General features: G+C 39.1%; 10 protein-coding genes. 8 read left to right on the top strand and 2 right to left on the bottom strand.

Features of this window, described 5'->3' with window-relative positions; all coding sequences use genetic code 11:
- Positions 1-83: 83 nt before the first annotated feature.
- Both hofB and pyrB read right to left on the bottom strand, forming a co-directional pair.
- Complete coding sequence (gene hofB, locus H7O61_RS01215; protein ID WP_187874902.1) at positions 84-1523, bottom strand: outer membrane beta-barrel protein HofB; 1440 nt, start codon at positions 1521-1523, stop codon at positions 84-86.
- A gap of 283 nt (positions 1524-1806) precedes the next feature.
- Positions 1807-2730 carry an aspartate carbamoyltransferase gene (pyrB, locus tag H7O61_RS01210; RefSeq protein ID WP_187874901.1) on the bottom strand — a complete coding sequence of 308 codons (924 nt, stop codon included), beginning with the start codon at positions 2728-2730 and terminating at the stop codon, positions 1807-1809.
- Between the two features lie 66 nt (positions 2731-2796).
- On the opposite strand from pyrB, the gene H7O61_RS01205 reads away from it, so the two are divergent.
- The 8 genes from H7O61_RS01205 (at position 2797) to H7O61_RS01170 (ending at position 14277) form a co-directional block, all read left to right on the top strand.
- Positions 2797-3312, top strand: coding sequence for a hypothetical protein (locus H7O61_RS01205; protein WP_187874900.1), 516 nt, complete (start codon positions 2797-2799; stop codon positions 3310-3312).
- On the top strand, positions 3312-4019 hold the full coding sequence (tlyA, locus tag H7O61_RS01200) for a 23S rRNA (cytidine-2'-O)-methyltransferase TlyA (RefSeq protein ID WP_187874899.1): 708 nt from the start codon (positions 3312-3314) through the stop codon (positions 4017-4019). Before H7O61_RS01205 ends, tlyA begins: the two co-directional genes overlap by 1 nt.
- On the top strand, positions 3985-4827 hold the full coding sequence (locus tag H7O61_RS01195) for a bifunctional riboflavin kinase/FAD synthetase (RefSeq protein ID WP_187874898.1): 843 nt from the start codon (positions 3985-3987) through the stop codon (positions 4825-4827). Before tlyA ends, H7O61_RS01195 begins: the two co-directional genes overlap by 35 nt.
- A gap of 46 nt (positions 4828-4873) precedes the next feature.
- Positions 4874-6799, top strand: coding sequence for a transketolase (tkt, locus tag H7O61_RS01190; RefSeq protein ID WP_187874897.1), 1926 nt, complete (start codon positions 4874-4876; stop codon positions 6797-6799).
- Complete coding sequence (gene addB, locus H7O61_RS01185) at positions 6796-9132, top strand: ATP-dependent deoxyribonuclease AddB (protein ID WP_187874896.1); 2337 nt, start codon at positions 6796-6798, stop codon at positions 9130-9132. The genes tkt and addB overlap by 4 nt, the downstream gene beginning before the upstream one ends.
- Positions 9129-11720 carry a DNA translocase FtsK gene (locus tag H7O61_RS01180; protein ID WP_187874895.1) on the top strand — a complete coding sequence of 864 codons (2592 nt, stop codon included), beginning with the start codon at positions 9129-9131 and terminating at the stop codon, positions 11718-11720. The genes addB and H7O61_RS01180 overlap by 4 nt, the downstream gene beginning before the upstream one ends.
- Positions 11721-12107: 387 nt before the next feature.
- Positions 12108-13412 (top strand): MFS transporter, encoded by a 1305-nt coding sequence (locus H7O61_RS01175; RefSeq protein WP_187874894.1) that lies wholly within the window; start codon positions 12108-12110, stop codon positions 13410-13412.
- A 55-nt stretch (positions 13413-13467) separates the two neighbouring features.
- Positions 13468-14277 carry a flagellar hook-basal body protein gene (locus H7O61_RS01170; RefSeq protein WP_187874893.1) on the top strand — a complete coding sequence of 270 codons (810 nt, stop codon included), beginning with the start codon at positions 13468-13470 and terminating at the stop codon, positions 14275-14277.
- The last annotated feature ends 256 nt before the right edge of the window (positions 14278-14533 follow it).

The following is a 14533-nucleotide window of genomic DNA, read 5'->3' as shown; positions in this document are numbered from 1 at the left end:
ACCTTTGGATTTGATTGAACTCTTATTATAGTGTTTTTATTAAGGGATTTTTAACGCTTTAATAAACAGCTTAAAGCGATTGATTAGAATTTGGCGCTAAGGGTTGTCATCAAATGGCTTCTGTCTGAATAAAGCGCTTTAGAGCCGGGCGTGGGCCTGTAACTCCCTACCGTAAAGCCTGAATGCGTCATCACGCCCAAATATTCTAATTTCACGCTCGCTGTCAAACTCTTACTGATCTTATAACCCACATTAACAGCCGCGCTCGCTTCATTGGCTAAAGCACCGCTAGTCCAACGCCATAAAGTCCCCCACAGCCATTTTTTATGCACGCCTCCACCAAAAACCCAGCCAGAGACGGCATCAGCGGTTACCACATGGCTTAAGGCTTGCCCTATATCATAAACGCTATTGGTCCAAAAATCAATGCCTAAAGGGTTTCCTGTCGTGCCTATGTAAGCGTTTGCGTTTTTCCACACTTTATAAAACGCTCCCCCAAAATTAAATTCATTGTAATCAAATCGTTGCCTAATGAGCAGGCTTTGCCCAGCGGTGCCCGCTTTCACAGCGTAACGATAAGTATCCCTTTTAAGGGGGGCATGGACAGGGAGCAAAATATAAGCCTTCGTTTCGGATCTAAAGCCCACGCCATCAAAATTAGGGTTACTATCATAGCCTACAGCCACCCCAGGGCTATAATAAGTCCCGGGGGAAAATTGGAAAAAAGGGCTAACGCTAACCCCTTTCCTTTCATAAGTGTAATCCACTAAATGGATACCATAATTTAGAGTGCGCCCGTTTTTAATCACGGTTCTTGGAGAATAGAAATCATAAATCCACTCCCCATAAGCGAACGCCCTACCCCATGAGCTAAACCACCATAATTTGTGGCTCCCCTCATTTTTATCCTTAACTTTAGCGCTGATTTCAAAGCCTTGCGTGTAACCGCTCATATAAGGAGCATTGGATTGATAACGCCCTCCTTTAGCCACAAAAATATCCTTATAGCGGTATTCTAAAAAAGCGTTATTCATCAAGTAATTACGGCGGATTTTATTAGCCCTAGCGTTCCCGCATGCTATAGAATCAATCACCTTGCCATCAGATCCAAGTGCGCACTCATGGATACTCGTGCCATCAAGCAAGGCTCTTTTACCCCCTAAATAGCCATCCCAATAACCAATGTAGTTATAAATAACCGATCCGCCTTGATTGAATTTCGTGCTGTCATAAGCAATCCCACCGATTGTGCCGCCGACTTTTCCCTCTAAAACATGCCCTTGATCTTTAAGGCTTTTGGATAAAAAATCCGCATAAATATTGCCCTGACCCACAGCGGTTACAAAAGTCTCTGTAGGATAAATCCCCCTAGCTATGTCAATCTTTTTCTTATTAAAGCCAACCTTAGAAAAGGACTCCGCCAAAACTTCAATTTTATAATCAAACGCTTGCACAGAAGCGTTCAAACTCAAAACGTATAACCCACAAAAAACTTTATTCTTTAAAGGCGCGCTATTTTTCATTTTTTCCCTTTTAATAGCCAATACATCTTAAAGACTATACAATTCTTAACTGATCTAAAAAACAAAGAAGCATAATCAAGCTATTTATTTACTTTTAATTAACTCAACTATTTTAGATTATAACGAAATTTTTTTAGTTTCATCATAAAATGAGATAGGGTAAATCAAAATTTAATCAAAGTGGGGTTTTTGCACCGTTTTACAATCAAACCCACTTTTTTAATATGAAAGTTCTTATATTGATTTTAAACAATGCTAAAAGCCTTTTTTAAGTTTTTTAAACTTAATTTATTAATAAAAACTCCAACACCGCCATGCGCATCGCCACGCCATTTTTGACTTGCTCTAAAACTTTAGATCGCTTGTCTTCTAACACTGCGCTTTCTATATCAATATCCCTATGCACCGGGCCTGGGTGTAAAATAATGACCTCTTTATTTTTAGTGTGATCATCTAGGCGTTTTTGGGTGATGCAATAAGCGTTGCCGTAATCTTTCAAGCTCGCAAAAATGGGTGCGTTGTGCCGTTCGGTTTGGGTCCTCAAGCTCATTAAAATGTCAGCAAATCCTATCGCTTCTTCAATGTTATGCGTCGTTTTTAAAGGAGTGATAGGGAGCATGGAGCTTGGAGCGCACAGCATGATCTCAAGCCCTAGCCTTTGGAGTAATTTAATGTTGCTATTAGCCACTCTTGAATTTTTCACATCGCCTATGAAAGCGATTTTCTTCCCTTTTAGATTTTCCAAACTGCCAAAATGCCGATAAAGGGTGAGCAAGTCTAATAAGGCTTGGGTAGGGTGAGCGCTTGTGCCGCTTCCTGCGTTAATCAAGGGGCATTGTGAAAATTCAGCCAATTTAAAAGGCGCGCTTGAAAAAGCATGCCGTGTGATGATAGCGTCAGGCTGCATGGCATGGATATTTTTAAAAGTGTCTATTAAAGTTTCACCCTTTGAAGTGGAGCTTGTTTGCATGTTTAATTTCACTATTTTTGCCCCTAACCTCAAGCTTGCGATTTCAAAACTAGACACCGTTCTGGTGGAATTTTCAAAAAATAAAGCCACGATGATTTTATCTTGCATTTTTTCTTTTGTCTCTAAAGACACGGCGTTAAAATCGTTCGCATAAACGCTCGCTTTGTTCAATAAAAGCTTGATTTCATCCAAGCTTAAATCGCTGGTTTGGAGCAAGTGTCGGCATTTTTTTGGCATAAAACCCCCTTTTAGTTATAATATCGATTTTATTTTAGCTAAAAATGGCATGGGTTTTAGCAAGGAATGAGCTTGAAAAATCTCTCAATACTTCTGGTGTTTTTATTCTTTTGTTTGGGGTGTGTGAGCAATTTCAATGAAGACACCTACACGCTAGACTTAGTTTTAGAAAAAAAGATCCAAGCCAGCAGGAAAGGCGAAATCACCAAAGATAATGTGCCTATCATCACGGCTATCGCTACGCATTTAAACGATGTGGATAGCGGCACTTACTATGATCATGAGTATTTTTTAGTGGAGATTTTCACGCAAAATAACGACTGGATAGATGATGGCTATATTTCTTATGAACTTTTTGGCACAAAACCTATAGGCTCAGAGCCTTTATGGGTGCGAGAAATCACAAGAGATGAATTTGATGGCATTTTAGAAACCACGAACCGGTGGAGCCGAGCTTTTCTACTCGCTTTTAACAAATTGGATTATTTAGCGGTACAAGAAGCCAAACTAGAGCTTGATGCCTATAGTTTAGGCAAAATTGTTTTTAATTTCGCTTATCAAGTCCCCTTGCCTCAATTTTAATGCGCCTAGATTACGCCCTATTCAACCAGCATTTAGCAAATAGCAGAGAAAAAGCTAAAGCGTTGGTTTTAAAAAATCAGGTTTTAGTCAATAAAGTAGTCATCTCTAAACCCTCTTTTATCGTTAAAGAGGGTGATCAAATTGAACTCATCGCTCCCAATCTATTCGTTAGCAGGGCTGGGGAAAAATTAGGGGCTTTTTTAGAAGATCATTTTATAGATTTTAAAGAAAAGGTTGTTTTAGACGTGGGAGCGAGTAAGGGAGGCTTTAGTCAAGTGGCTCTTTTAAAAGGGGCTAAAAAGGTGCTTTGCGTGGATGTGGGGAAAATGCAATTAGATGAAAGTTTGAAAAACGACCAGCGCATAGAATGTTACGAAGAATGCGATATTAGAGGGTTTAAAACGCCAGAAAAAATTGATTTAGTGCTTTGTGATGTGAGCTTTATTTCTTTATATTGTATTTTAGAAGCGATTTTGCCTTTAAGCGGTGAATTTTTAGCGCTTTTCAAACCGCAATTTGAAGTGGGCAAAGCAGTAAAACGCAATAAAAAGGGGGTGGTAATGGATAAAGAAGCCATTTTGAACGCTTTAGAAAACTTTAAAAACCATTTAAAAACAAAGGATTTTCAAATCTTAACGATCCAAGAAAGCTTAGTGAAAGGGAAAAACGGGAATGTTGAATTTTTTATCCATTTCAAGCGAGCCTGAGATTAAAAGCCTAGCTATCGGTAAATTTGATGGCTTGCATTTAGGGCATCAAGCCCTTTTTAAGGAATTAAAAGATCCCAAAGCCCTTTTAATCATAGAAAAAAAGCATTACACTAAAGGCTATTTAACCCCCCTAAAATACCGCGCCAAACTCGTTAAGATGCCTTTATTTTTTGTGTATTTAGAAGAAATTTCACAATTAAACGCCCTAGATTTTTTAGAGCTTTTAAAAAAGAAATTCCCCAACTTAGAACGCCTGGTCGTAGGCTATGATTTCAGGTTTGGGCATGGGAGGCAAAATGACGCTTTATTTTTAAAAGAGCGTTTTGAAAAAACCATTATTGTGCCTGAAGTGAAAGTCCAAAACATTAGCGTGCATTCTAAGATGATCAAACTAGCCCTAAGTCATGGCGACTTGCTTTTAGCTAACAAGCTTTTAGGCAGGCCTTATGAAGTGTGCGGGGAAGTCATTAGTGATCAAGGTTTAGGGCATAAAGAATTAGCGCCCACTTTAAATATCAAAACCAAAGATTTTATCCTCCCTAGTTTTGGGGTGTATGCGAGTTTAGTGAAAATAAAAGATCAGATTTATCAAAAAAGCGTGAGTTTTATAGGCAATCGCTTAAGCACCGATCACAATTTCGCCATAGAATGCCATGTTCTTGATACTATCATAGAAAACCCGCCCAAAGAAATCGCTTTGCGTTGGGTTCAAAAAATACGAGACAACATGCGTTTTAATTCTTTAAAAGAGCTTAAAAATCAGATCCAACAAGACATCTTAATGGCCAAAGAGATTTTGAGATAATTTGTGTTAAAATGGCTCTTAAAAACCTTAAAAATGGAAAAATTTGATGCGATTGAGTAACGCTGACTTAGAACGATTAAAAAGCATGGCGAACACGCTTCGTTTTTTATGCGCGGACATGATAGATAAGGCTAATAGCGGGCATCCGGGCGTGTGCTTGGGATTAGCTGATGTGATGGTGGTTTTAAGCTTGCACCTTAATATAAACCCCACTAACCCTAAATGGCTCAATAGGGACAGGTTGGTTTTTAGTGGGGGGCATGCGAGCGCGTTAGCGTATAGTTTGTTGCATTTGTGGGGCTTTGATTTGAGTTTAGACGATCTAAAGCGTTTCAGGCAATTACACTCTAAAACCCCAGGACACCCCGAATTGCACCACACCGAAGGCATTGAAATCACCACAGGCCCTTTGGGGCAAGGTTTTGCTAACGCTGTGGGCTTTAGCATGGCGAGTCAATACGCTCAAACCCTTTTAGATAAAGAAGTGATTTCTCATAAAGTCTATTGCTTGTGTGGGGATGGGGATTTGCAAGAAGGCATTAGCTATGAGAGCGCTTCTTTGGCCGGGCACCTTCGCCTTGATAACCTCATTGTGATTTATGATAGTAATCAGATAAGCATTGAAGGCGCTATTAATATTAGTTTTAGCGAACAGGTTAAAACGCGTTTTTTAGCGCAAAATTGGGAAGTGCTAGAATGCGATGGGCATGACTATCAAGCGATTCACAATGCTTTAGAAGAAGCCAAAAAATCCACCAAACCCACGCTTTTAATCGCTCATACGATTATTGGTAAGGGGGCTATTGGTTTAGAGGGGAGTGAAAAAACGCATGGCTCGCCTTTAAATAAAGAAGTGTTAAAACAATCCAAAGAAAACGCTCAAATCAACCCTGATGAAAGCTTTATCATTGGCCCAAAAAACAAAATGCATTTTGAAGAAGTGAAAGTTAGGGGCGTTAGCTTAGAAGCCTTATGGGAAAAGTCCTTAAGCCCTAAAACAAAAGAAAAGATCCATGCGTTAAAGAATTTTGATTTTAACGCCATCCATTACCCCACCTTTAAAAAAGGCGAATCTCTAGCCACGAGAGTGAGTAACGGCATGATTTTAAACGCTATCGCCAAAGAATGCGAGGGCTTTTTAGGGGGAAGTGCGGATTTAGCCCCCTCTAATAACACGCATTTAAAACATTCTGGCGATTTCCCTTTAGGGCAAAACTTGCATTTTGGGATCAGAGAGCATGCCATGGGGGCTATCACTAACGCTTTAGCGGCGTATGGCTTGTTTTTGCCTTTTTGTGCGACCTTTTTTGTGTTTAGCGATTATTTAATGCCCAGCATTCGTTTGAGCGCTTTAATGAAATTAAAAGCCCTTTTTATCTTCACGCATGACAGCATTGGCGTGGGCGAAGACGGAGCGACGCACCAGCCCATAGAACAATTGAGCCATTTACGCGCTTTGCCACACTTCTATGCTTTCAGGCCTAGCGATGCTTTTGAAAATACGGCTTGCATGCAAGTAGCGTTAAGTTTGAACGCTCCTAGCGCTCTTATTTTATCGCGCCAGAATTTGCCCGTGCTTGATGAGGTTTCTAAAGAGCAGGTTTTAAAAGGGGCGTATGTTAAACACCACTCTAAAGATCCCATTATCACGCTTGTTGCGAGTGGGAGCGAAGTCTCTTTAGCTTTAGAGAGCGCTAAGATTTTAGAGCGAGAAAATATCCCCACTCAAGTGGTGAGCGCGCCATGTTTTGACTTGTTGGTAGAGCAAGATGAAAGCTATTTTAAAGAACTCTTTAAGGGCAAAGTCTTAATCGTTGAAGCGAGCCGCGCGATAGAGTGGTATCGTTTTGCGGATAAAATCATTGGCATGGATTCTTTTGGGAGTTCGGCAAAGGGCGATAAACTCTTTGAAAAATTTGGCTTTAGCGTTGAAAATGTTACCGCTCAAGCGAAAAGGTTACTCAGTGCATGAATTTAGAAAAACTTTTTTTAGAAAAATCCCCCTTGTTTGTTTTTAGCTCCACTAGGCGTTTAAAACATTTCTATTTAGAGCAAGGCGAAGGGTTTTTGCCTAGCGCGATGAGCATGGAGAGTTTTTTTGAACAGGCTTTTTACATCCCTAATCAAAAGAAAATCCCTAACAACGCGCGCCAAATCTTAATGATAGACACCATTAAAGCCATCGCTAAGGAAAAAAAATCCGTGCTTGAAGGGCTTTTGCTTTTTGAAAACAGCTTTTTAGGGTATTTGGAAAGCACTTCTTTTTTGTTTGATTTGTTTGATGAGTTAAGCTCCGCTTGTATCAAACTCAATGAACTTTCTTTTAAAGACATTTACTTGGATTATGAAAAGCATTTAGAAGTCTTAGAAATGATTTATGATCGCTATGTTAAAAAGCTAGAAGAATTAGGCTTTTATGACAAAATCATGCAAAAAAAACCCGCAATTTTAAAAGAATTTTTTGAGCATTTTTCCTCCATTGAATGGCATTTAGACGGCTTTATGAGCGTTTTTGAAAGGCAATGCTTATTAGAAGTGGCTGAGTTAGTGCCTATCACTTTACACTTATCTTGCGACAAATACAACCAAAAATTCTTGGAATTTTTGAATCTCAAGTTAGAGACAGATTGCGATTATTCCATTGATTTTAAAACCCAAAAGATCCTTTCTCAAACTTTCAATGATCAAAAAATAGAGCCAAAGCTCTACGCCAACTCCAGTTATTTAAAACAAAGCGCTTTAGTTTTACAAACCACAGAAGAATATTTGCAAAAAGATAACGACCCTAATAAAATGGCGATCATCACGCCTAATGCGGATTTTTTACCTTTTTTAAAACTTTTAGACCAAAACAACAATTTGAATTTTGCGATGGGTTTAGGGGCTAAAAACAGCCCTTATTATACAGAGCTTGTCAAAATCTTAGAAGATTTAGAAACAAGCGGTTTTGATTTGAGTGCATCGCCTTTATTGGATTTGGAAAATCTCACACTCCCGCTTTTAGAACAACAAAGCTCTAAAGAAAAAGCACCGTTAAAAGAAGCGCATTCTCAAATCATGCATCAGTATCATCTTTTAAAAGACACGCTTAAAAACTACAGCCTTAGAGATTTATTGCATTTGTATTTGCAAGAATTTGAAGCCAATTTCCGCTTAGACGATTCTAGTGGGGGCAAAATACGAGTCATGGACACTTTAGAGACAAGGGGCATGCAATTTGATAAAATCGTTATTGTGGATTTTAATGAAACCTGTGTGCCAAGCCTTAAAGATTGCGATTTGTTTTTAAATTCTGCCTTAAGAAAATCGCTCAACCTCCCCACTTTATTGGATAAGAAAAATTTGCAAAAACACTATTACTACCAGCTCTTTAAAAACTCTAAAGAAATAACACTTTCTTATATAGAGAGCGAAACTTCAAAAGCCTCTAACATGCTTTTAGAGTTGGATTTGCATATAGAGCCTATTAAAGACGCTTACACGCTTTTTGAAACAAGCCCTATTAAAGAGTATCAAGAAGAAGAAATCAAAGCCGCTATCCCTAAAGATTTTAGCTTTAGTGCTAGCTCATTAAACGCTTTTTTAACTTGCAAACGCCGTTTTTATTACCACTACATGAAGCGCTTCAAAGAAACCCCTAAAGATGAAAGTAATAGCACTGTGGGCAGTTTGATCCATGAACTTTTAAAAGAAGCTTATGAAAAAGATAAAACCCCCCATTCATTAGAAGAAAGGCTCATTTGGCTGTTAGAAACAAGAGAAAACGTTACCCCTAAAGAGCGTTTAGACACTCTTGTAGCGCTCAAAAAAATCCAAGCTTTTTATCTTAAAGAAAAAGAACGCTTTAACGCAAAAATCAAAATCCTTGATCTTGAAAAAAGCTTTGAAACGATTATTCAAGGCGTTATTTTTAAAGGGCGCATAGACAGGATTGACAAAACGGCTGACAATGAGATCGTTCTATTAGATTACAAATTCAAAAACGATTTGAAATTAGACAACATGAGTAAAACACAAAGAGGAGGCTTAAGCCCCATAGAAATCGCTCAAATCAGCACCGATTATCAAATGGCCATCTATGCGTTTGCCCTTAAAAATCTGGGTTACAAAGAGCCTATAAAAGCCTTTTTTTATGATTTAAGAAAGGGCGAGTTACTAGAAGAAGACGAGCTTACTTTGCAGGCTAAAATGGATCATTTGGAATTTTCTCTTATCCCCAAGCTCAAACAAGAAATTGTTTTTGAAAAAACTTTAGAGGCTAAAGATTGTGAATATTGCTCTTTTAAAGACATGTGCAACCGATGAAATCTAAAAAACTTTATTTAGCTTTAATCATAGGGGTTTTATTAGCGTTTTTAACCCTATCTTCATGGCTAGGCAATAGCGGTTTAGTGGGGCGTTTTGGGGTGTGGTTTGCCGCAATCAATAAAAAATATTTTGGGTATCTTTCATTGATTAATTTACCCTATTTAGCGTGGGTTTTATTCCTTTTATACAAGACTAAAAACCCTTTTACAGAAATCGTTTTAGAAAAAACTTTAGGGCATCTATTAGGCATTTTATCTTTGCTCTTTTTGCAATCTAGCCTATTGAATCAAGGGGAAATCGGCAACAGCGCGCGTTTGTTTTTACGCCCTTTTATAGGGGACTTTGGGCTTTATGCACTGATAATGCTTATGGTAGTTATTTCTTATTTGATTTTATTCAAACTGCCCCCTAAAAGCGTTTTTTATCCTTATATAAACAAAACGCAAAACCTTTTAAAAGAGATTTATCAACAATGCTTACAAGCCTTTAGCCCTAATTTTAGCCCAAAAAAAGAGGGTTTTGAAAACACCCCATCAGATTCTCAAAAAAAAGAAACCAACAACGACAAAAAAAAAGAAAACCTCAAAGAAAACCTTATTGATGAAAACCACAAAACCCCTAACGAAGAATCGTTTTTAGCGATCCCTACCCCCTATAACACGACTTTAAACGATCTAGAGCCGCAAGAAGGCTTAGTCCAAATTTCCTCCCACCCCCCTACCCATTACACCATTTACCCTAAAAAAAACCGATTTGATGACTTATCCAACCCCACTAACCCCACTTTAAAAGAAACTAAACAAGAAACTAAAGAAAGAGAACCCACGCCCACAAAAGAAACTCTTACGCCCACCACGCCCAAACCTGCCACACTCAAACCTATCATGTCAGCACCCGTCATGCCCGCATCTGCACCCAACACAGAAAATGACAACAAAACAGAAAACCAAAAAACCCCCAACCACCCTAAAAAAGAAGAAAGCCCACAAGAAAACGTGCAAGAAGAAATGATAAAAGAAAATATAGAAGAAAAAGAAAATCTCAAAGAAGAAGAAAAAGAAACACAAAACGCTCCAAGCTTTAGCCCACTAACCCCCACAAGCACTAAAAAACCCGTTATGGTTAAAGAATTGAGCGAAAATAAAGAGATATTAGACGGGTTAGATTATGGCGAAGTGCAAAAACCCAAAGATTATGAGCTTCCCACCACGCAATTATTGAATGCGGTTTGTTTGAAAGACACTTCTTTAGACGAAAACGAGATTGACCAAAAAATCCAGGATTTATTGAGCAAACTGCGCACCTTTAAAATTGATGGCGATATTATCCGCACTTATTCAGGCCCTATTGTAACCACTTTTGAATTCCGCCCAGCCCCTAGCGTTAAGGTGAGCCGTATTTTAGGCTTGAGCGATGATTTAGCGATGACTTTATGCGCTGAATCCATTCGCATTCAAGCCCCTATTAAAGGTAAAGATGTCGTTGGCATTGAAATCCCTAACAGCCAAAGCCAAATTATTTATTTAAGAGAAATTTTAGAGAGCGAATTGTTTCAAAAATCCAGCTCGCCCTTAACCCTAGCTTTAGGCAAAGACATTGTGGGTAACCCTTTCATCACGGATTTAAAAAAGCTCCCCCACTTGCTCATCGCCGGCACGACAGGAAGCGGTAAGAGCGTGGGCGTGAATGCGATGATTTTATCCTTACTTTATAAAAACCCCCCTGATCAACTCAAATTAGTGATGATCGATCCTAAAATGGTGGAATTTAGCATTTATGCGGACATCCCCCATTTACTCACGCCCATTATCACCGACCCTAAAAAAGCTATCGGGGCTTTACAAAGCGTGGCTAAAGAAATGGAACGCCGATACTCTTTAATGAGCGAATACAAGGTTAAAACCATTGATTCTTACAATGAACAAGCTAAAAACAATGGCTTTGAAGCGTTTCCTTATTTGATTGTGGTGATTGATGAATTAGCGGATTTGATGATGACAGGAGGCAAAGAAGCGGAGTTTCCTATCGCTAGAATCGCTCAAATGGGGCGAGCGAGCGGCTTGCACCTCATTGTAGCGACCCAACGCCCGAGCGTGGATGTCGTAACCGGCTTGATTAAAACCAATTTGCCTTCAAGGGTGAGTTTTAGGGTAGGCACTAAGATTGATTCTAAAGTGATTTTAGACACCGATGGGGCGCAAAGCTTGCTAGGAAGGGGCGATATGCTCTTTACCCCCCCAGGAACAAACGGGTTAGTGCGCTTGCATGCCCCCTTTGCCACTGAAGATGAAATCAAAAAAATCGTGGATTTTATTAAAGCCCAAAAAGAGGTGGAATATGATAAAGATTTCTTGCTAGAAGAATCGCGCATGCCTTTAGACACCCCTAACTATCAAGGCGATGACATTCTAGAAAGGGCTAAAGCGGTGATTTTAGAAAAAAAGATCACTTCTACGAGTTTTTTACAACGCCAATTAAAAATCGGCTACAACCAAGCCGCCACCATTACTGACGAATTAGAAGCTCAAGGCTTTCTATCCCCAAGAAACGCTAAAGGCAACAGAGAGATTTTGCAAAATTTTTAGGTTTTGTTTCCATTGAATGTTGGTAATAAAAATATTGTTTTTAATTTTTAGAATTTTTTGAACTTTATTTAATAGTTTTATTTTAAAATTCATTTTCTTAAGGGGATAGGGGCTATTTTGAAATCATTCTCCCCTAAAAACCCCAACTAAATCCCCCAAAAGACCGCTTTAAAAAGTTACCGCCCGCTTTTCGCAAGCCCTTTATTATTGGATTGTAAAAAATGCCTTTGCACATTTTTTAGATTTTATCACCAACGCTTCATTAAAAACAAAAACTTTTCTCAATAACACAAACACCATAATCCTTTCATTTATTAATCAAATATTATCTGTGTATTCCCTAACTCCTAGTAAAATCACCTAAAAATTTCATGTTCAAGGATAACCATGGACCCCCAGATCCAACCAACCACTAAAAAACCCTTAAAATCCCTTTTAGCCGCTAGTTCAGGTAATTTAGTGGAATGGTATGATTTTTACGCTTATGCGTTCCTTGCCCCTTATTTCGCTAAGGAATTTACCCACACTAACGACCCCACTCTAGCGCTCATCTCAGCTTTTTTGGTTTTCATGCTAGGGTTTTTCATGCGTCCTTTGGGGAGTTTGTTTTTTGGTAAATTGGGGGATAAAAAGGGGCGTAAAACTTCCATGGTGTATTCCATTATCCTTATGGCGCTAGGCTCTTTCATGCTCGCATTGCTCCCCACTAAAGAAATCGTAGGGGAATGGGCGTTTTTGTTTTTATTGTTAGCCAGGCTTTTACAGGGCTTTAGCGTGGGAGGCGAATATGGCGTGGTCGCCACTTACCTCTCTGAATTAGGCAAGAATGGCAAAAAAGGTTTTTATGGCTCTTTCCAATATGTAACTTTAGTTGGAGGGCAACTCTTAGCTATTTTTTCGCTCTTTATCGTTGAAAACATTTACACGCATGAGCAAATCAGCGCGTTTGCTTGGCGTTATTTATTCGCTTTAGGGGGTATATTAGCCCTACTCTCGCTCTTTTTGAGAAATATCATGGAAGAAACCATGGATAATGAAGCGACTCCCCAAAAAGAGACTAATGTAAAAGAAACCCGTATCAAAGAAACCCAAAGAGGCAGTTTAAAGGAATTACTCAACCATAAAAAAGCCTTAATGATAGTCTTTGGGCTAACTATGGGAGGGAGTTTGTGTTTTTATACTTTTACGGTGTATTTAAAAATCTTTTTAACCAACAGCTCATCATTCAGCTCTAAAGAAAGCAGTTTTATCATGCTTTTAGCGCTCTCTTATTTTATCTTGTTTCAACCCTTGTGCGGGATGTTGGCTGATAAAATCAAGCGCACCCAAATGCTGATGGTTTTTGCTATCGCAGGGCTTATTGTAACGCCCGTTGTCTTTTATGGCATCAAGCATGCTAGTGGCGTGTATGAAGCCCTATTTTATGAAATGCTTGCATTGAGCGCGATGAGTTTTTACACTTGCATTGCTGGGGTCGTTAAAGCGGAATTATTCCCTGAACATGTGCGAGCGCTTGGCGTGGGTTTAGCCTATGCGATTGCAAATGCGCTTTTTGGAGGGAGTGCGAGTTATGTAGCGTTGCAATTCAAACAACATGGTTTTGAATGGGGGTTTGTGGGCTATGTCATGTTTAGTATTGTTATCTTTATGGTTATGGTTATCATATTCCCTAAAAAAACCTACTTGGAATAAATCCTGGTTTTTATTTAATTTTTGCTATAATTTTTCCTTTTAAAAGGATTCTTGCATGCAAAATGGGTATTATGCAGCCACGGGAGCTATGGCGACACAATTTAACCGCTTGGATTTAACCTCTAATAATTTAGCTAATTTAAACACCAACGGCTTTAAAAGAGACGATGCGATTACAGGCGATTTTTTAAGGCTTTACCAACAATACCGAGAGCAACTGCCCTTAGAAGATCAAACCAAAGCGAGCGCGAAGTATTTAAACCGCAACCTCAATCGTGTGCCTATTCTATCAGAAATCTATACGGATAGGAGTCTTGGCGCGTTTGAAGAAACGCATAACCCCCTAGATTTTGCCCTAACAAGCCCTAACCTCTATTTTGCGATACAAACTGATGAGGGCGTCGCCTATACCAGAGATGGGCATTTTAGCGTGGATAAAGACGGCTTTTTGGTAACTCTTAATGGCTTTAGGGTGCTTTCTCGTTCGGGCTTGAACGAAAAAGGAGGGATCATGCTCATGCCTAACGCTGAAATTGAAGTGGATCAAAATGGTGGAATCACTTTTAGGGATAATGAAGCCCAAATTCAAGCGGGCGCGTTGGCTTTAGTGAGTTTTAGCGAACCTAAAAATCTTAAAAAAATAGGGCAAAACCTTTATACTTATCAGGGCGAAGGCGTCCATCAAGTCTCTGACTCTGGCGCGTTAAGACAATCCATGCTAGAAAAAAGCAATATCAATGCGGTGCGTGAGATGAGCGCTTTGATTGAAATCAACCGCTTTTTGGACATGTATTCTAAAGTGCTAAAAACCCATCAAGATGACATGAACGCTGAAGCGATCAACAAACTCGCCACAAAAGCTTAAAAGCGAATGGTTTAGGATTGTTTTTGGCTTGCGAGTCTTCAAAAATTTCTTTTGCCTCTTTAACTTGTGAAAAATTTCCATGCATGCGTGTGTTTGCATGTTTATTTTTTCTTTTTTATTGTTCAGTTCGTTGTGGCTTTTGTGTTTTAAACTCGTTTGTGATAGGATCTAATCCCATTAAGGTTTGAGACGCTATTGCCGTCTCTGTAATGGTTAGGGAGTGTCCCAATGGTCTCTAACTCCCTTAATGTTTTTA

Source organism: Helicobacter pylori (assembly GCF_014496965.1).
GTDB classification, from domain to species: Bacteria; Campylobacterota; Campylobacteria; order Campylobacterales; family Helicobacteraceae; genus Helicobacter; species Helicobacter pylori_CZ.
This window is presented reverse-complemented; position numbering and strand designations above follow the sequence as displayed.